We start from the raw sequence: 18,519 nt of genomic DNA on the forward strand, positions 1-18,519 counted from the left end.
GTTGTGTTGCGGTGTAGCGATTACTGCTGCACAAAACCGATCTTCTTCATCTGAGCGTTCTTCGCAGCGGCCAGAACCTTGGCCATCACGTCGTACTCGGAATCCGGGCTGGCGTCGATGCGCAGTTCCGGCTGGTTGGTCGGGTCACGCTGGACCTCCTGCTCCATCCGCTGCTGCAGCTCACTGGTATTGATCGGGCTGTTGTTCCACGAGACCTGGTTGCTGGCGTCGATCTTCAGTTCGATCGGCGGCGGCGGTTCGACCAGCTGCGGCGGTGGGTTGAGCACGCGCTGCGGCAGGTCCACGGCGATCGGGTACGTCATGATCGGCGCGGTCACGATGAAGATGATCAGCAGAACCAGCATCACGTCCACGAGGGGCGTGACGTTGATGTCTGCCATGGGGCCCTTGCCACCACCACTACTGAATGCCATGGCTTATTGCCCCTTTTCTTTGGTCGCGACGAAGCCGACGTCAAGCATGCCCTGCTCCTGCGCGACCTTGGTCAGGTCGTTGATGACACGCATCTTAGTGGTGCGGTCACCACGCAGGTTCAGCGGCGGCTGCGGGGTCTGCTGGGCGGCGGTCGCCAAGCGCGACTCGAGAGTCTGCTTGTTGATTTCTTCGTCGTTCCAGTAGATCGAGCCGTCTTCCTTGACTGCCAGGGTGATCGGTCCGGAACGCTTTTCAGCGTCTTCCGGCTTCTGGATCAGGTTGGCTTCCGGCAGATCCACCTTGACCTTGTGGGACATCAGGGGCGCCGTGATGATGAAGATGATCAGCAGCACCAGCATCACGTCCACGAGGGGCGTAACGTTGATGTCGGCCATGGGGCCGCCGCTGTTACCACTACTGAAAGCCATAACGGGCTCCGTCTAGATCTTGGTGACTACTTACGTTCGTCGCTGGGTGACGCGCGCCGCAATCAGCGGACGCGCGAGCCGGTGGCGAAGAAGTCGTGCAGGTCGTGCGCGAAGGTATCGAACTTGCTGATGGTCGCGCTGTTGATCTTGCTGAAGAAGTTGAAGGCGAACACGGCCGGGATCGCGACGAACAGACCGATCGCGGTCATGATCAGCGCTTCACCCACCGGGCCGGCAACGGCGTCGATCGAAGCGGAGCCGGTGGCACCGATCTTGATCAGCGCGCCGTAGATGCCCCACACGGTACCCAGCAGACCGACGAACGGGGCGGTTGCACCGACGGTGGCCAGCAGGGTCATGCCCGACTGCAGCTTGTTGCTTTCGCGGGTCACGGCCTGACGCAGGGCGCGGTCGACGAACTCCGAACGGCTCAGGTTCTCACCCACGCCGCCGGTGGCGCCGCCTTCAGCGCGCTGGTGGTGGGCAGCCGCCTGGGCAGCGTCCAGGGCGATCTTCGAGAACGGCTCGGAAGCCGGCTGTTCTTCCATCGCACGGATGGCGTCCTGCGCGTTCGGGGTGTCCCAGAACAGGCTGACGACGCGATCGGCGGCGCTCTTCAGGCGGGTAGCACGGAAGATGTTGATGACGGTCCAGTACCAGGACATGGCCGACATGACGACCAGGGTCAGCAGCACGACCCAGGAAACCGCGAAATCACCCGGCTTGGTGGTCATTTCGTGGATCAGGTGCTCGAAGCCCATCTGCGACAGGGCGTTGGACGGATTGCCCCCGGCAGCAGCGGCGATGAAAATTTCCTGCAGCATGACGCTTACCTTTGTTGTGTGTGGTGATAAAGGGTGTAGCTAAGCTAAACAATCGAACCGGGAGCGGGGGTGGCCGGCGGCCACCCGGGCGCATCAGTTCAGCGCAAAGTTGACCGGAACGCGAACGCGACCTGCCGTCTTCTTACCGCCTGCTTCAGCGGCGTTGAAGCGCCACTTGCGAGCCGCTTCCATCGCAGCACGGTCCAGGTCGCGGTTACGGCTGGACTTTTCCACCGTGACATTGGTGACGTTGCCGCTGGCATCGACATCAATGATCAGGATCACTTCGCCCTGGATACCCGCGCGGAAGGCTGCCGGCGGGTAGCGCGGCGGATTCATGGCCTTCGACGAGATGTCCACGCTGGCCTCGATCGAGGTCGGCGGTGCCGGCGGTGCCGGCGGCGACGGCGGGGTGACGATGTCGTTCGGGCGCGGCTCCGGCACGTCCACGACCGGCGCCTGCGGCGGCGGCGGGACCGGCGACGGCTTCGGCGGCGACAGATTCTTCACCGGCGGCGGTGGAGTATCCGTCGGCGGCGGCGGCGGCGGCGGCGGGGGCGGCGGCGGCGGTGCGTCGACGATGGTCACCATGACGTTGCGCTCCTTCTCCGCAACGGCCTTGGGAGCCACGGCGGGAATGAGGAGCATCATGAAGGCGGCCAGATGCAGGGCAATTACAAACGCGATGCCGACGATGCGAGGCCAGCTCAGCCCCTTGTCATCGGGTTGTTCGTACCGGTGAACGACTAGTTGTTCCGTCATGCGCCAAGAGCTCAATAGTGGGGCCGGGATGCCGGGGGCGGAATCCCTGATCAGCGGTGCATGACACCGCAGGAACCTCCAAGCTTATACCAATCCTGAGCGCCTGCGCATCAACTGTGCAGGCATTCAGGCGTTATTCCTACTTACTTCAGGTTGATGATTTTCTTGGCATCAGCCTGGTTCTTCACACCCTTCGCCAGCGCCTGCTGGGCGGCCTGCTTGGCCTCCGGGATACGACCTTCGGCATGCAGGACGCGTGCCAGGTTCAGGTAGGTCTCACCGTCCTTGGACAGCGGGGCAGCCTTCTGCCACGCATCGATCGCCTGCGGCACCTGGTCGGAGTAGTAGTAGGACTGGGCCAGCGCCAGGTAGACCTGGTAATCCGGCTTCAGGATGCCCTTCTGCAACCCTTCGTTGATGACCGCGATGACGTCCTTTTCCTTGTGTTCGGTGTTGGCATAGATCGAGTACAGCTGCTTGTACTCGCGCTCTTCGGTGAGCTGGCCGCTGCTGCGCAGCTTGTCCATCACCGCGGCGGCCTTTTCCATCTGGTCGGCCTGCATGTACATGCTGGCCAGATTCAGCTGGGCCTTCTTGTCGTTCGGGTTCTTGGCGGCCAGAGCCTCGGCTTCCTTCACCGCTTCGCCGGACTGGCCGGCTTCGGCGAGAGCCGCCATCAGCAGCTGGTTCCAGTTGTCCTTCGGTTCGGTGGCACCGGCGATGGCCTGCTTCAGCACCGGGATCGCTTCCTGGTAGCGCTCCAGCTGGTACAGCGCCTGGCCCTTGGCGATCAGCTCTTCCGGCTTGGTCGACTTGCTCTCGGCGAAGTACTTGTCCAGGGTCGCCAAGCCTTCGGCGGTCTGGTCTTCCTGCAGCTGCAACTGGCCCAGCATCAGCATGGACTGGAAGTGGCCGTTGTTGTCCAGGCCGTTGAACTGCAGGACCTGCTTCAGGTAGGCAATGGCAGCCGGGGTATCGTCGGTCTGGTAGGCAGCCTGCGACGCCAGCTGCGCGGCCAGCGACTTGTCATACTCGTTCGCGGCGCTGTCAGCCAGGATCGCGTCGGCCTGCGTGCGCGTCTCCGGGAACTTTTCCTTGTTGTAGCTGTCAATCATTTTCTGAAGCTTGCTGCCCAGCTTGGCCGATGCCTTGACGGTCGGCTCCTGGCGGGTCGCGTTGGGGTACAGCGCTTCGGCCTTGGCCTGCTTGCCGCCGCGGTTGCCACGCTCGGAGGAACGCGAGGATTGCGCGAAGGCATCAGTGACCACGGCGCCGGTCAGGGCGGTCGCGACGAGGACGGAAAGCACAGCTTTGTGGTTACGGAAAATCATCGTTCACCTCGATCGAACCGCCGGATAGCGGCAAAGTCGGACTGTCAGAAAAATCTGAGCCGCCAAACGTATCAGAAACAGATGGCGTGAGAAATCGTTTTATGTGCTGCAATACAGCATAGAACTGCGCACTCATCCGCACTTTGGCCGCAGCCCGGCGGCCTGCGCCTGCTGGTAGACCGGCGTCAGCCCCGGCGCATCGCGCCGCAGTTCCTGGATGCGGTTGGCCGGATCAGGGTGGGTGGACAGCCACTGCGGGCTGCGGCCACCACTGGCAGCCATCATGTTCTGCCACAAATCGACCGCCTGCGCCGGGTTGAAGCCGGCCTGGGCCATCAGTCGCTGGCCGATTACGTCGGCCTCACTCTCCTGGGTGCGCGAGCCGGGCAGCAGGAAGGCCGCCTGCGCGCCCATTCCGCCAAGCTGGTTGACCGTGCTGGCGGCACCTTCACCGTACGCCGCACCGGCCAACGCACCGAGCACGGCCAGTCCGGTCTGTGCGCCCATCTGGCGGGTGATGCGCTCTTCGTGGTGACGGGCAATGACATGCCCGATTTCATGGCCGATTACGGCAGCCAGCTGATCCTGGTTCTTGGCGACGGTGAAGATGCCGGTGTTCACGCCAACCTTGCCACCGGGCAGGGCAAAGGCGTTGGGCTCCTTGTCGACGAACACGGCCGTCTCCCACCGTACGCCACGGTATTGAGGCGGCAGCTGCGCGACCAGAGCGTTGACCACGCACTGCACATAACCGTTCTGGCGGCCGTCGGTGCTGATCTTTTCCTTCTGCTTGGTTTCGGCGAACGCCTGTGCGCCGAGCTGGTCCAGCTGTGCCTGCGACACACCGCCCACCATCTGCCGGCGGCCGGTAGGGGAGGTCGTGGTCGCGCAGGCGCTGACCAGGGTGGTGATGACAAGGGCCAGCAGCAGTTGTTTCATGGGTCCACCCCCGTGTTCATATGCGCAGTGTGTAGCGTAGCGGCTTAATCTTTCGTCAAGCGGACACGGCGTTACGTTGCCCCGAAAAACACAAGCGCGGCAAGCGCCACGCCGTTGTTCAGGGCGTGCGCGGTGATCGCGGCCCAGAGCGTGCCGGTGCGCTGGTACAACCAGCAGAACGCGGCGCCCATGCCGCCATAGACCAGCCACAGCTGTGCGATTTCGGCCGGGCCGTTTGCACTGGTGCCAGGGATTTCATGGATCAGGGCGAAAGCAAGGCTGCTCAGTACAACACCCAGCCACGGGCGCCCCGCCTTCCACAGGCGTCCAAACAGCACGCGGCGGAACAGCAGTTCCTCGTAGGCCGGTGCCAGTACCACCGCGAACAGCATCAGGAACAACGGGAAGCGCGCGATCGCGCTCTGCATCAGCGCCAGGTTGGTGGGGACCGGTTCGATGCCGAACTGCTTGGCCAGGAAGGCGATACCGTTGCTGCCCAGCACGATCAGGGTCGCCACCAGCAGGGTCCAGCCCCAGGTGGAGGGGCGGCGCAGTGCCTGGCGCGACGCATGACGTTCGGCGGCGTTGGCCGGCCGTCGCCAGAAGTACAGCAGCAGCGCGGCGCCGCCGGTGGCAAACAGCGCCATGAGAATCTGCGCAAGTGCGCCGGGCTGGCCCAATGACGCCGCCACCGAACTGGCGTCGGGTGCGCCAGCGCCGGCCTGCGCGGTCGCGTAACCGACCACCACGCCACGGTACAGGCCCCACAGCACGCCGCTGATCAGGCTCAGGCCGAACAACGTGACAGCGGCGATGCCCAGGTCGATGAAGAACCCCGCCAACGGCGAAACCGCACGCGGCGCGACAGAAGACGGCGGAACCGGGGGCGGAGCGGAAACCGGGGCGGATGCGGACATCAGGTACCTGCGTTCAAGAGTCGAAAGCCGGCGCGCCTCCCCGCGCGCCGGCCGTGTCCGGATTGTGTCAGATATCCAGGTTTGCGACCTTCAGCGCATTGTCTTCGATGAAGTCGCGACGCGGTTCGACGACATCGCCCATCAGCGTGCTGAAGATCTGGTCGGCAGCGACAGCGTCTTCGATGCGCACCTGCAGCAGTCGGCGGGTCTCCGGATTCACCGTGGTGTCCCACAGCTGCTCCGGATTCATTTCACCCAGGCCCTTGAATCGCTGGATCTGGCGGCCGCGCTTGGCCTCCTCGAGCAGCCAGTTCTGTGCCTTGGCAAAGCTGTCCACTTCGATCGACTTGGCGCCGCGGGAAATGGTGGCGCCTTCGCGGATCAGGCCGTGCAGCAGCTTCGAGGCCTGATGGATCGCGCGCAGTTCGCCGCTTTCAAACGCCGACATCGGCAGCACCTGGACGTGCTGTTCGCCCATGTGGCGACGGGTCACCAGTACAGCGGCCGGGCGCTCGTCGTTGGCTTCCTGCAGTTCCAGCGTAAAACGCGGGCTGCCCAGGCTGCCCTGGTTGAGCCGCTTGGCAAGTGCATCCAGCCCTTCGCCTTCACCCGCACTGCGCAGGCTCTCCAGGTCCATCGGCACGAAATCGACCAGCGCTTCAAGCAGGTTGCGGTCGTAACGATGTGCGTTGCGCTCGATCGAATCCAGCGCGGCCGCGTAGGCCAGAAGCAGCTTCTCCAGCGCAAGGCCTTCGATGCCCGGTTCGCCGGTGGCCGGCACCAGCGTGGCGTTTTCCACCGCGCTGCTGGCCAGGTAGCTGTCCAGCGCCGGGTCGTCCTTCAGGTACAGCTCCTGCTTGCCCTGCTTGATCTTGTACAGCGGGGGCAGGCCGATGTAGACGTAACCGCGCTCGATCAGTTCCGGCATCTGACGGTAGAAGAACGTCAGCAGCAGGGTGCGGATGTGAGCGCCGTCGACGTCGGCGTCGGTCATGATGATGATCTTGTGGTAACGCAGCTTGTCCGGGTTGTACTCGTCGCGGCCGATGCCGGTGCCCAGCGCGGTGATCAGCGTACCGACCTGGTCGGAGGACAGCATGCGGTCGAAACGCGCGCGTTCCACGTTGAGGATCTTGCCGCGCAGCGGCAGCACTGCCTGGTTCTTGCGGTTGCGGCCCTGCTTGGCCGAACCACCTGCCGAGTCACCCTCGACGATGAACAGTTCGGACAGCGCCGGATCCTTTTCCTGGCAGTCGGCCAGCTTGCCCGGCAGGCCGGCGATATCCAGCGCGCCCTTGCGGCGGGTCAGGTCGCGGGCCTTGCGCGCGGCTTCACGCGCGCGCGCGGCGTCGACGATCTTGCCGGCGATCGCCTTGGCTTCGTTGGGGTTTTCCTGCAGGAACTCTTCCAGGCGCGCACCAAAGGCGTTTTCCACCGCCGGACGCACATCGGAACTGACCAGTTTTTCCTTGGTCTGGCTGGAGAAGCTCGGGTCCGGCACCTTCACCGACAGCACCGCGATCATGCCTTCGCGCATGTCGTCGCCGGTCAGGTTGATCTTGGCCTGCTTGGCGATGCCGTTCTGCTCGATGTAGTTGTTGAGCACGCGGGTCAACGCACCGCGGAAACCGGCCAGGTGGGTACCGCCGTCCTTCTGCGGAATGTTGTTGGTGAAGCAGTACATCGTCTCCTGGTAGGAGTCGGTCCACTGCAGCGCCACCTCCACGACGATGCCGTTGTGCTCGCCAGTGACCGAGATGACGTTCGGATGCAGCGGGGTCTTCAGCTGGGCCAGATGCTCCACGAAGCTGCGGATGCCGCCTTCGTAGTGGAAATCATCGCGACGGCCATCACCACGCTCGTCGGCAAGGACGATCTTGACGCCGGAGTTCAGGAACGACAGCTCGCGCAGGCGACGGGCCAGGATGTCGTAGTGGAATTCCACGTTGTCGTGGAAGGCGACGGTCGACGGCCAGAAGCGCACCGTGGTACCGCGCTTGGTGGTGGTTTCCAGCTTGGCCAGCGAGGTCACGGCGGCGCCGTTGCTGAACTCCTGCTGGTAGTGGAAGCCGTTCTGGAACACATCCACCACCAGCTTCTGCGACAGCGCGTTGACCACGCTGACGCCGACGCCGTGCAGGCCGCCGGAAACCTTGTAGCTGTTGTCGTCGAACTTGCCGCCTGCGTGCAGGACCGTCATCACCACTTCGGCAGCGGACACTTCGCGACCAAGCTTGGCGCTCATCTGCTCGTGCTTGCCGGTCGGAATGCCACGGCCGTTGTCGGACACGGAGACCGAGCCATCGGCGTGGATGGTCACTGCAACGTGGTCGGCGTGGCCGGCCAGCGCCTCGTCGATCGAGTTGTCGACCACCTCGAACACCATGTGGTGCAGACCGGTACCGTCATGCACGTCACCGATGTACATGCCGGGACGCTTGCGGACAGCCTCCAGGCCTTCCAGGGCCGTAATGCTGTTGGCGTCGTAGTTGCCGTTGTTTGCCGGGGTGTTCTGTTCGTCGCTCATTGCGCTTGCCGTAGGCTCCGCAGGTCGGCCACCGCGTGGAGCGGTGTGCCGAGAATGAAAGGATTCCAACCCGAATTATACCAGCCGGGGTCGAGCGGCCCTGGTGTGCCCACTATGGCACAGCCACGATCTGTGCATGTTCCACGTGGAACCGGGCAATATGGGTCAGCGCCTGCAGCGCTGCCGGGGTTTCGGTGGCGGTGATGAAAATCTGTGCCGGTCCGGTGAGCAGGCGCTCCAGTACCCTGGCCTGATGGGTGCGATCCAGTTCCGAGGCCAGATCGTCCAGCGCGATCACCGGCCATTCCCCGCGCTGTTCCGCATAGTCCTCGGCCTGCGCCAGCAGGCACGCCAATGCCGTCAGCTTGGCCTGGCCTCGGGACAGCGAATGGCGACCAGGAATGCTCTGGAAATCCACGCTCCAGTCTGCCCGGTGTGGGCCGACCGAGGTATACCCGGCCTGCCGGTCGCGTTCCCGGGCCAGAAGCAGGGCGTCGGCCAACGGAAGTTCATGCCGCCGCCAGCCAGGGCTCAGGTCCAATCCCTGGATGCCCAGTTGCGGCGCCAGGTTGGCGGCCAAAGCTACAGTGCGCCGCTGCAGACGCTCTAGGTAGTGCTGGCGGCGGCTGGTCAGCGGTTCTCCGGCCTCGGCCAGCTCGTGATCCCAGGTATCGAGCATCCGCAACGGCCCGCCCTGCTTGAGCAGGGCGTTGCGCTGCTTCAGCGCCCGGGAGTAGCGGCGCCACAAGGACAGAAAATCCGGTTCCACGTGGAACAAGCCCCAATCGAGGAAGCGGCGGCGGGGTTCGCCACCACCACTGACCAGTGCGTGGCTTCCGGGCTCGAACGTCACCACGGCCAGTGCTGCGCAGAGATTGCCCAGCTGCGCGACATCTTCCCCGTCCAATCGCCCCTTCCAGTCCTGGCCACTGTGGCGCAACCCGGCCTTCCGGCGGTGCGGCGGGTGGTTCGCGCGTTGTTCGTCCCATTCGACGAAGATTTCCAGGGCTTCCTGGCCCTGGCGCACCAGACCATCGCGTACCCGGCCTCGGAAGCTCCGCCCATACGCCATCAGATGCAGGGCTTCGAGCACGCTGGTCTTGCCGGCACCGTTGTCACCGGTCAGCAGGTTCAATCCCGGCTGGGGCGACAGGTCCACTGCACTGAAGCGACGCAGTTGATGCAAGGCGAGGCGGCGGATCTGCATGGGGCGCGAAAGACCATCCGCACGAGGCGGTAGAGGGGCAGGGAATCCATCAGCTTACTGCATCGGTCAAGCCGGGCGCGGTGGCAGGCCGGTTGAGCCGAAGGTGCAGCTTCTGCACCCATCGATGGACGCGTTCCACGTGGAATGCGGATGACGCGCTCGCACGTTCCGGGCTGCAAAGGCCCGAAATTTCTTCAAATCTGCGCGAGGTTCCAGCGTCCAGGCCCTCGGATTTCGCCGATTTCGCGAGCACTGCAGGGCCACCCGCTGGACACCTCGCGGGTGGCTCCGACGGATGACCCCGCCGATTCCTTCAAATCTGCGATCCGATGCCTTGGAGGGTTCCACAGATTTCAAGAAATTCAGGACGCTCGTTCCACGCTGTCCACAGCAGGGATGTATGACTTATACACAAGGTATGGGCAATCTGTGGATAAAAAAGCCCTTTTGTTAAGCGCTCAAAACTATCCACAGGTTCCCCCCCAGCCCGAGGACCCTCTATACAGGGGGTTTCAGACTCATAAATCCCTTTAAAAACAAATAGATAATACATTTTTCCACGAAATCTGGCTCTACCATCACCACCACGCTTTAGATTTATACCCAGATTTAGAAGCTAGGATTTCCCCAAATTGCCCCCGAGCCGGTCTGTGGACAGTGCAGTTTGCAGAAGCGGAGGACCTCCTCCAGGAAGAGGATCTGCTGCTTCCAGCAGTGAAGATCAGGACAGCGAAGTGGGATATGCGAAGAACTCGCTGCCAGAACCCCAAAAACATGGAGCCCGACGAGCACTGCAAGGCGCCCCCCCAGGGTCCTGGATCCTGAGTTGCTTCGAGCAAGCGAGATCGAGTTGGTCTGGAGCCAAGCAGGGCGCGTCCGGACTTTCTCCGATCTGTTTCGACAATGCTCCACGTGGAACATAAAAAAACGCCCGGGAGGTCCCGGGCGCTTCTGGGTTCCACGTGAAACAGCGTTTCCGTCAGAGACGCAGCGGCATCACCACGTGGCGCGACTTCTCGCTGCTGGACTCACGCACCAGCGCCGAGGAGTTGGAGTCGCGCAGCTGGATGATCACTTCCTCGTCGCGCAGGGCGGAGAGGGCATCCAACAGGTAGTTCACGTTGAAGCCGATGGCCAGATCGCTGACCGTGGTGTCGGCCTCGATCTCTTCCTGGGCTTCTTCCTGTTCCGGATTGTGCGCGCTGATCTTCAGGTTGCCCGGCGAGACTTCCACGCGAATGCCGCGGTACTTCTCGTTGGACAGGATCGCAGCGCGCTGCAGCGAGGCACGCAGGGCTTCGCGGTCCACCTTCACTTCGCGGTCGGCGCCGATCGGGATCACCGCTTCGTAGTCCGGGAAACGGCCATCGATCAGCTTCGAAGTGAAGGTGACATCGTCGCGCTTGACGCGGACGTGGCTACGGCCAACTTCCAGCTCGATCTCGCGATCGCCGCTTTCCAGCAGGCGCTGCAGCTCGGTCACGCCCTTGCGCGGCACGATGATCTGGCGCTTGGAACCGCTGGGCTTGGCCAGGTCGGTTTCGCAAAGGGCCAGGCGATGACCGTCGGTGGCGACGGTGCGCAGCGCATCGCCGCGCAGGTCGAACAGCAGGCCGTTGAGGTAGTAGCGCACGTCCTGCTGGGCCATCGCGAACGCGGTGCGCTCGATCAGCTCCTTCAGGGTTGCTTCGCCGATGGCCACGCGCTCGGTGGCTTCCACCTCGTCCACCGACGGGAAGTCATTGGACGGCAGGGTGGCCAGGGTGAAGCGGCTGCGACCGGCCTGCACGGTGATCTTGTCACCGGTCTGCGAGACGGTGATCCGGCTGCCGTCGGGCAGGGCGCGGATGATCTCGAACAGTTTGCGGGCGGGAATGGTGGTTTCGCCGTCCTGGGCATCTTCAACCGCGATCCGCGACACCATCTCCACTTCCAGGTCGGTACCGGTCAGCGACAGCTGGCCGTTCTGCACCTGGACCAGGAAATTGGCCAGAACCGGAAGGGTCTGGCGGCGTTCGACCACGTTGACGACCTGTGCCAACGGCTTGAGAAAGGCTTCGCGCTGCAGTGTGAAACGCATGTGGTTCCGTGCCCCTATGCTTTAAAAAATGTGGAATAAATCAAAAGCTTGGTGGTGCTGGTAGAGACAGAATCGCTGGAAAACAACGCTAAGTCTTTGTAAATAAAAGAGTTTCTGGCCTCGAAACCCTCTGTATTACCGACCCCCAGAGGGTGGGGAAAGCTGTGGATAACTCCAGCGCGATTTCAAACGCCATTCTTATCCACAACGTGTCCCGCGCTTGCTACCGGATTCTGCACCGTTTTGTGCGATGACGCCTCATCGGCATCCGTGCATCATTCGCTCAGCTTCCGGATCAGCTTGTCCCAGTCCTCGCGAAGCTTGCCGTCGGTTTCCATCAGGGTCCGGATCTGGCGGCAGGCATGCAGCACCGTGGTGTGATCGCGACCGGCAAAGGCGTCGCCGATCTCGGGCAGGCTGTGCTCGGTCAGTTCCTTGGTCAGGGCCATGGCGACCTGGCGCGGGCGGGCCAGCGAGCGGGTCCGACGCTTCGACAGCAGATCCTTGATCTGCAGGCCGTAGTAGTCGGCAACGGTTTTCTGGATGTTGGGAATGCTGATCGCCTGCTGCTGGGCGCGCAGCAGGTCGCGCAGGGTTTCCTGGGCAAATTCGGTGGTGATCGCGCGGCCGGTGAAGTTGGCGCGGGCGGTCAGGGTATTGAGCGCACCTTCGAGGTCGCGCACGTTGGAGCGCATCTTCTTGGCGATCAGGAACGCAACATCATCGGGAATCTCGGCGCCACGTTCGCGCGCCTTGGCCAGCACGATCGCGGCGCGGGTCTCGAAGTCCGGCGGTTCGATCGCGACCGACAGGCCCCAGGCAAGCCGCGACTTCAGGCGCGCTTCCAGGCCTTCGACCTCGCGCGGATAGCGGTCGCAGGTCAGGATGATCTGCTGCTTGCCATCGAACAACGCGTTGAAGGTGTGGAAGAACTCTTCCTGGGTGCGGTCCTTGCCGGCGAAGAACTGGATGTCATCGATCAGCAGCGCGTCGACCTGCTGGAACTGGCGCTTGAACTGATCCATGGTCTTTTCCTGCAGGGCCCGGATCATCGCGCTGAAGAACTGTTCCGAACGCAGGTACAGCACCTTCGCGCCCGGATTGGCCTGGCGCATGGCGTTGCCGGCGGCGAACATCAGGTGGGTCTTGCCCAGGCCGGTGCCTCCGTACAGCAGCAGCGGGTTGTGCGCGCGGTCGCCCGGCTTCTGCGCTGCCTGGAAGGCGGCGGCCAGGCCCAGCTGGTTGCTGCGGCCTTCGACGAAGTTGGCGAAGGTGTAGTGATTGTCCAGATTGCCGGCAAACGGCACCTGCGGTTCGCTGGACACAGGCGCCGACGACGTGGAAACCGGCGCGTTCTGCGTCTCTACAGGGCGCGGGCGCGAGCCGATTTCAAGAAAAACGTCGCTGAAACCGGCGAAGTGAGCCAGCAGTTCGCGGATCCGGGCCAGGTACAGCTCGCGGACCTGGTCGACGATGAAGGCATTGGGTGCATACAGCACCAGGCTGTCCACGCGCAGATCGGCCTGCAGCGGCTTCAACCAGGTATGAACGTCTTCCGGCGGGAACTCCGCTTCGAGGCGCTCGAGACTACGGGACCAGGCATCCATCAGCAATAATCGTCCGGTGGCCGGTGCATGGACGCGACAAGGCGCCCAGACACAGGCCGGAAAGGGGGGAAATGGATGGCTCAGACTACCACCGAGCGCCCGCCTTCGGAATGCTTGTCCCCTACTTATTCACAAAAACATCCACAGCTATTGCACAGCCCGGTGAATTCGCGTAGTCCCCAGGGGTTGACGTGAGGGGGGAGACCTCTCTAGAATTTCCGGTTCTTTCCGTCCCATTCATACGAGAGGCCCCCAATGGCCACGAAGCGCACCTACCAGCCCAGCAACCTCAAGCGTAAGCGCGACCACGGCTTCCGTGCCCGTATGAAGACCGCTGACGGCCGCAAGATCCTGTCGCGTCGCCGCGCCAAGGGCCGCAAAGTCCTGAGCGCCTGATTGCCATGCCGCACATCGCGGCAGACGCAATCCCTTCGACAGTGAATACTGCAGACCCGCGCAAGCGATTCCCTCGCTCTGCGCGGGTTCGCACGCGTGCCGAATACTCAACGGTCTTCAACGGCGCCCGCCGTGTGTCCGATCCGCTGATGACCCTGCACTGGCTGCCGGCTGACCGGCCGGCCAGGCTGGGTCTGGCGGTTTCCCGCAAGGTCGATCCGAACGCCGTCGGGCGTAACCGGATCAAGCGCGTCCTGCGCGACATCCTGCGTCAGACACGTACCGACATCCAGCCAGGCGACTTTGTCGTCGTGGCTCGTAGTGCTGCGCGTTCCGCCAGCAACGACGAGATCCGCCAGGCCTTCCTGCGCCTGCTGCGTCGCCTGCGTGCATTGCCCACGCCGGGCGTGGACGGCACAATGCCGCCGCCTGATGGCATCGCAACTCCTTCTTTGACCGAGCCGGCATCGCGTCCCGGCCCCGCCGAGCCTGTCCGCTGATGAACCAGACCCGCGTATTCCTCATTTTTGCCTGGCTGATGGTGGCCGTGCTGCTGTGGATGGAGTGGAGCCGTGAAAAGGCTGCTCCGACCCCGGCACCAACCACCACGTCGGCCCCGGCCGCCGCACAGAGTGTTCCGGGCGCGAACCCCGGCGCCATCCCCAGCGCCCAGGTGCCGGGCGCCCCCGGCCAGGCCGCCGCACAGGCCCAGGCCAGCGCTACCCCGGCCAGCCAGCGCGTGACGGTCACCACCGACGTGCTGCGCCTGGTGCTCGACGGCGGCCGCGTGCTCGACGCCGAGCTGCTGCAGTTCCCGCAGACCAAGGACGAAGGCAGTCCGCCGGTCCGCCTGCTGACCGAAGACCCCGCCCACCCGTACAGCGCGATCAGTGGCTGGGCCAGCGAAGACAAGAACACCCCGGTTCCCGGCGCCGACGGCTTCAAGCTGGTGGGTGACACCACCGACTTCGTGCTGGCCAAGGGCCAGAACGAACTGCAGATCCCGTTCGTGTGGACCGCCGACAACGGCGTGACCATCAAGCGCACCCTGACCGTCTCGCGCAACGAGTACGCCGTGCGCTTCAAGGACGAAGTCAGCAACGCCGGCACCGCGCCGTGGAACGGCTACGTCTACCGCACCCTGGACCGCACCCCGACCATCCTGTCGCGGAGCATGACCAACCCGGATTCCTTCAGCTTCAACGGTGCCACCTGGTACGACAATGACAAGAAGTACCAGCGTCGTGCGTTCAAGGACTACCTGGAAGACGGCACGCTGAACCAGAACATCACCGGCGGCTGGCTGGCGATGCTGCAGCACCACTTCTTCACCGCCTGGATCCCGCAGAAGGACCAGACCGCACACTACGTGCTCTCGCAGGTGGCCGGTCGTGACCTGATCGAAGCGCGTGGCCCGGCCTTCACCGTGGCGCCGGGCCAGTCGACCAGCACCGAAGCCCGCCTGTGGGTCGGCCCGAAGCTGGTCAACCTGATCGCCAAGGAAGATGTGCCGGGCCTGGACCGCGTGGTCGACTACAGCCGCTTCTCGATGATGGCGGTGATCGGCCAGGGCCTGTTCTGGGTGCTCAACCAGGTGCACAAGCTGGTCGGCAACTGGGGCTGGGCGATCGTCGGGCTGGTGGTGCTGCTGAAGCTGGTGCTGTACCCGCTGTCGGCAACCCAGTACAAGAGCGGCGCCAAGATGCGTCGTTTCCAGCCGCGCATCGCGCAGCTGAAGGAACGCTATGGCGATGACCGCCAGAAGTTCCAGACCGCGATGATGGAGCTGTACAAGAAGGAAAAGATCAATCCGATGGGCGGCTGCCTGCCGATCCTCATCCAGATGCCGATCTTCTTCGCCCTGTACTGGGTGCTGGTGGAATCGGTCGAACTGCGCCAGGCGCCCTGGTTCGGCTGGATCCAGGACCTGACCGCACGCGACCCGTACTTCATCCTGCCGGTCATCAACGTGGCAGTGATGTGGTTCACCCAGAAGCTGACCCCGGCACCGGGCATGGACCCGATGCAGCAGAAGATGATGCAGTTCATGCCGCTGGTGTTCGGCGTCATGATGGCCTTCATGCCGTCCGGCCTGGTCCTGTACTGGGTGGTCAACGGCGGCCTGGGCCTGCTGCAGCAGTGGTGGATGACCAAGCGCCATGGCGGCGAGCCGGTCCCGGCCACCACCGCTCCGGCCCCGGTCAAGAAGAAGTAATCCCGACCGCAGGTCACCTGCTTTGTAGAGTCGACTGTTAGTCGACTGGCGGATGAGCAGTCGACCCACAGTCGACTCTACCGCACCGATCGACGCGAAAAGCCCGCCGCAAGGCGGGCTTTTCGCATGCGGCGTTAGAATCGCCGGCACATCGTCCCTCCCGCCCTCGAGTCCGCCATGCCGCGTGCGTCGTCGTTCCGCCTGTTCCTGCCCTCGCTGTTGTTGACCCTGGTCGTTGCCGGTTGTGGCGACAAGGATGCGAAGGCGCCGGCGACCACCGTCACCCAGGCGAGCGCGCAGGCCGCGGCCGCCGCCGATCCCGCGGCCGCACCGATGCTGGTGGCCCTGAAGAAACAGCTCGACGGTTACCGCCGGATCATCGTGCTGCTGGCAGACGAGGAACAGCAGTCGGCCGCCGACCGCGGCACCTCCACGCGTGTGGGCCAGCAGCTGTTCCACGATGGCCTGGAACAGCGCACGGCGATCGCCGCGCAGTTCGACACCCTGCTGCGCGGCTCCAGCCCGCAGCGCTTCGCCACCCTCGGCACCGTGCTGGACTACATCGAGTCGGCGCCGGAACTGTTCGACGCCGACCGCCTGGCCTTCCGCGAAGTACTGCGTGATCTGCATGAGCGGGTCAGCACCGATTCCTCGCTGCCGGCGGTGAAGCTGCACCAGCGCATCGGCGAGGACCTGGAGGCGCTCGATGAGATCGAGCGCAACTACAACCAGGAACTGACCCGCATCTTCAGCCGCTTCGAGCGCACCCGCGCCATCGCGCTGAAGCGCGAGAAGTGGGAGGACTACATCGCCCACCTGCACAAGGACTACAGCCGCGAAGCGATCCTGCGCGACTACGGCGTGATCGAGCCATACCCGATGTCGATGAAGGACAGCGACCGCGAGATCTTCGGCCGCGACCTGCCGGCCAAGACCGTGGTGCTGACTTTCGACGACGGTCCGCACAAGGCCTATACCGATGAAGTGGTGGCCATCCTCAAGCGCTATGACGTGCCGGGTGTCTTCTTCGAAGTGGGCCGCAACCTGGGCAAGGTCGAGGCCGACGGCAAGGTCAGCCTCGGCCCGATGGCGAAGATCAGCCGCAACCTGATGGAAGAAGGCTATGCGGTCGGCAACCACAGCCTGACCCACGCCCAACTGTCGCGCACCACCGGTGACGCGCTGCGCCAGCAGGTGCTCGACACCGACACGCTGCTGAAGGATGTCGACAGCAAGCGCGCGCCGCTGTTCCGCTTCCCCTATGGCGCGCGCAACGCCGAAGGCCTGCAGCTGCTCAACGAGGCCGGACTGAAGTCGATCATGTGGAACATCGATTCGATGGACTGGGCCGACCCGGTGCCGGAATCGATCGTGCAGCGCGTGCTCGACCAGGTGAACAAGGAACAGCGCGGCATCATCCTGTTCCATGACATCCACGATCGTGCGGTAAAGGCGCTGCCGCAGATCCTCGACCGGCTGATCGCCGATGGCTACCAGTTCGCCGGCTGGAATGGCCGGGACTTCACGGTCGCCCGTGCGCGCAAGGGTGACGCCAGCGCCGCCACCGTCACCACCGGCTACGAGAAGTCGTGGGCGATCGTGGTCGGCATCGACAACTACGCCAAGTGGCCGAAGCTGGAATACGCCAGCCACGACGCGCAGGCGGTGGCCGATACCCTGACCGGGCAGTTCGGCTTCCCGTCCTCGCAGGTGATCGTGCTGAAGAACGAGCAGGCCACCCGAAACAACATCCTGGCCGCCTTCCACGACCGCCTGGCCGATGACCGCACTGGCAGGAACGACCGCGTGTTCGTGTTCTTCGCCGGCCACGGCGCGACCCGCCAGCTCGCCTCAGGGCGCGACCTCGGCTACATCATCCCGGTTGATTCGGACCCGAAGGAATTCGCTACCGATGCCATCGCGATGACCGATATCCAGAACATCGCCGAGAGCATGCAGGCCAAGCACGTGATGTTCGTGATGGATGCCTGCTACAGCGGCCTGGGCCTGACCCGTGGCGGCCCGTCGTCGTCGTCGTTCCTGCGCGAGAACGCGCGTCGCAGCGCGCGGCAGATGCTGACCGCCGGTGGCGCCGACCAGCAGGTGGCCGATGCCGGCCCCAACGGCCACTCGGTGTTCACCTGGGTGCTGCTGCAGGCGCTGGCCGGCAAGGGTGACCTCAACGGCGACGGCCTGATCACCGGTACCGAGCTGGCCGCCTACGTGGCGCCGGCCGTATCGGCGGTCTCGCACCAGACCCCGGCCTTCGGCAGCCTGCCCGGTTCGCAGGGCGGCGAGTTCGTGTTCCAGGTGCCGGACAGCCAGGAATTCCTCAATGCCGATACGCTCCAGCTGACCGCCGATGCAATCGCACTGAACAACAAGGTGGATGCCGCCAGCGAGGCCAAGGGCAGCCAGGCGCCGGTGACGGTGGCTGACCTGCAGGGCGGCAAGGCCAAGCTGGTAGTGCCCTCCGCCGGCCCGGCGTCCGACCGCCAGCGCGCGCAGCAGGCCAACGACCGTGGCCTGCAGCTGTACCGCGAGAAGCAGTACGACGAGGCAGTCGCGCAGTTCACCGAAGCACTGAAGCTGCGTCCGGACTTTGCCCAGGCCGCCAACAACCTCGGTTTCGTCTACTACCGCCAGCAGCGCTATGCCGAAGCGGCGCGCTGGCTGGAGAACACGCTGAAGATCGACCCATCGCGCGCCGTGGCCTATCTCAACCTGGGTGATGCCTACTTCAACGCCGGCGACAAGGCCAAGGCGAAGCAGGCCTACACCACCTACCTGGCGCTGCAGCCGCAGGGCAGCGGTGCCGCGCAGGCACGCACGCAGCTGGAGAAGCTCTGAG

The 18,519-nt window shown here is 64.1% G+C and carries 15 protein-coding genes; 4 read left to right on the top strand and 11 right to left on the bottom strand.

Annotation, left to right across the window (positions count from 1 at the left end; all coding sequences use genetic code 11):
- Positions 1-20 precede the first annotated feature (20 nt).
- The 11 genes from ACTXG9_RS14765 to dnaA all read right to left on the bottom strand — a co-directional run bounded on the left by ACTXG9_RS14765 (position 21) and on the right by dnaA (position 13,057).
- Positions 21-434 carry an ExbD/TolR family protein gene (locus ACTXG9_RS14765; RefSeq protein WP_005411740.1) on the bottom strand — a complete coding sequence of 138 codons (414 nt, stop codon included), beginning with the start codon at positions 432-434 and terminating at the stop codon, positions 21-23.
- Positions 435-437: 3 nt separating this feature from the next.
- Positions 438-863 carry an ExbD/TolR family protein gene (locus tag ACTXG9_RS14770; RefSeq protein WP_005411739.1) on the bottom strand — a complete coding sequence of 142 codons (426 nt, stop codon included), beginning with the start codon at positions 861-863 and terminating at the stop codon, positions 438-440.
- A gap of 62 nt (positions 864-925) precedes the next feature.
- Positions 926-1,687, bottom strand: a complete 762-nt coding sequence (gene exbB / locus ACTXG9_RS14775) for a TonB-system energizer ExbB (RefSeq protein ID WP_004132614.1) — start codon at positions 1,685-1,687, stop codon at positions 926-928.
- Positions 1,688-1,780: 93 nt separating this feature from the next.
- Positions 1,781-2,449, bottom strand: a complete 669-nt coding sequence (locus tag ACTXG9_RS14780) for an energy transducer TonB (protein ID WP_010487418.1) — start codon at positions 2,447-2,449, stop codon at positions 1,781-1,783.
- A 143-nt stretch (positions 2,450-2,592) separates the two neighbouring features.
- Entirely contained in the window at positions 2,593-3,780 is a 1,188-nt protein-coding gene (locus ACTXG9_RS14785; RefSeq protein WP_021204595.1) for a tetratricopeptide repeat protein, read from the bottom strand.
- Between the two features lie 132 nt (positions 3,781-3,912).
- The gene (locus ACTXG9_RS14790; RefSeq protein WP_019658801.1) at positions 3,913-4,719 is read right to left on the bottom strand and encodes a M48 family metallopeptidase; all 807 of its coding nucleotides are present in this window, start codon (positions 4,717-4,719) and stop codon (positions 3,913-3,915) included.
- Between the two features lie 71 nt (positions 4,720-4,790).
- On the bottom strand, positions 4,791-5,636 hold the full coding sequence (locus tag ACTXG9_RS14795; RefSeq protein ID WP_021204594.1) for a CPBP family intramembrane glutamic endopeptidase: 846 nt from the start codon (positions 5,634-5,636) through the stop codon (positions 4,791-4,793).
- Between the two features lie 67 nt (positions 5,637-5,703).
- Entirely contained in the window at positions 5,704-8,163 is a 2,460-nt protein-coding gene (gyrB, locus tag ACTXG9_RS14800; protein ID WP_111104090.1) for a DNA topoisomerase (ATP-hydrolyzing) subunit B, read from the bottom strand.
- Between the two features lie 112 nt (positions 8,164-8,275).
- Positions 8,276-9,370 (bottom strand): DNA replication/repair protein RecF, encoded by a 1,095-nt coding sequence (recF, locus tag ACTXG9_RS14805; RefSeq protein ID WP_207049679.1) that lies wholly within the window; start codon positions 9,368-9,370, stop codon positions 8,276-8,278.
- 979 nt (positions 9,371-10,349) lie between these two features.
- Positions 10,350-11,450 carry a DNA polymerase III subunit beta gene (gene dnaN, locus ACTXG9_RS14810; RefSeq protein WP_005411731.1) on the bottom strand — a complete coding sequence of 367 codons (1,101 nt, stop codon included), beginning with the start codon at positions 11,448-11,450 and terminating at the stop codon, positions 10,350-10,352.
- A 275-nt stretch (positions 11,451-11,725) separates the two neighbouring features.
- Positions 11,726-13,057 (bottom strand): chromosomal replication initiator protein DnaA, encoded by a 1,332-nt coding sequence (gene dnaA / locus ACTXG9_RS14815; RefSeq protein WP_019658797.1) that lies wholly within the window; start codon positions 13,055-13,057, stop codon positions 11,726-11,728.
- A 255-nt stretch (positions 13,058-13,312) separates the two neighbouring features.
- Between dnaA and rpmH the strand changes: the two genes are divergently transcribed.
- The 4 genes from rpmH (at position 13,313) to ACTXG9_RS14835 (ending at position 18,518) form a co-directional block, all read left to right on the top strand.
- A complete protein-coding gene (gene rpmH, locus ACTXG9_RS14820; protein ID WP_005411729.1) occupies positions 13,313-13,453 on the top strand; it encodes a 50S ribosomal protein L34 in 141 nt (46 codons plus the stop codon).
- 5 nt (positions 13,454-13,458) lie between these two features.
- The gene (gene rnpA, locus ACTXG9_RS14825) at positions 13,459-13,953 is read left to right on the top strand and encodes a ribonuclease P protein component (protein WP_021203275.1); all 495 of its coding nucleotides are present in this window, start codon (positions 13,459-13,461) and stop codon (positions 13,951-13,953) included.
- Positions 13,953-15,668: a membrane protein insertase YidC gene (gene yidC / locus ACTXG9_RS14830; protein ID WP_021203276.1), complete on the top strand. Its 1,716-nt coding sequence runs from the start codon at positions 13,953-13,955 to the stop codon at positions 15,666-15,668. Before rnpA ends, yidC begins: the two co-directional genes overlap by 1 nt.
- A gap of 177 nt (positions 15,669-15,845) precedes the next feature.
- A complete protein-coding gene (locus ACTXG9_RS14835) occupies positions 15,846-18,518 on the top strand; it encodes a polysaccharide deacetylase family protein (RefSeq protein ID WP_188250473.1) in 2,673 nt (890 codons plus the stop codon).
- The last annotated feature ends 1 nt before the right edge of the window (position 18,519 follow it).

It is taken from the genome of Stenotrophomonas maltophilia group sp. LNF247 (assembly GCF_054083135.1).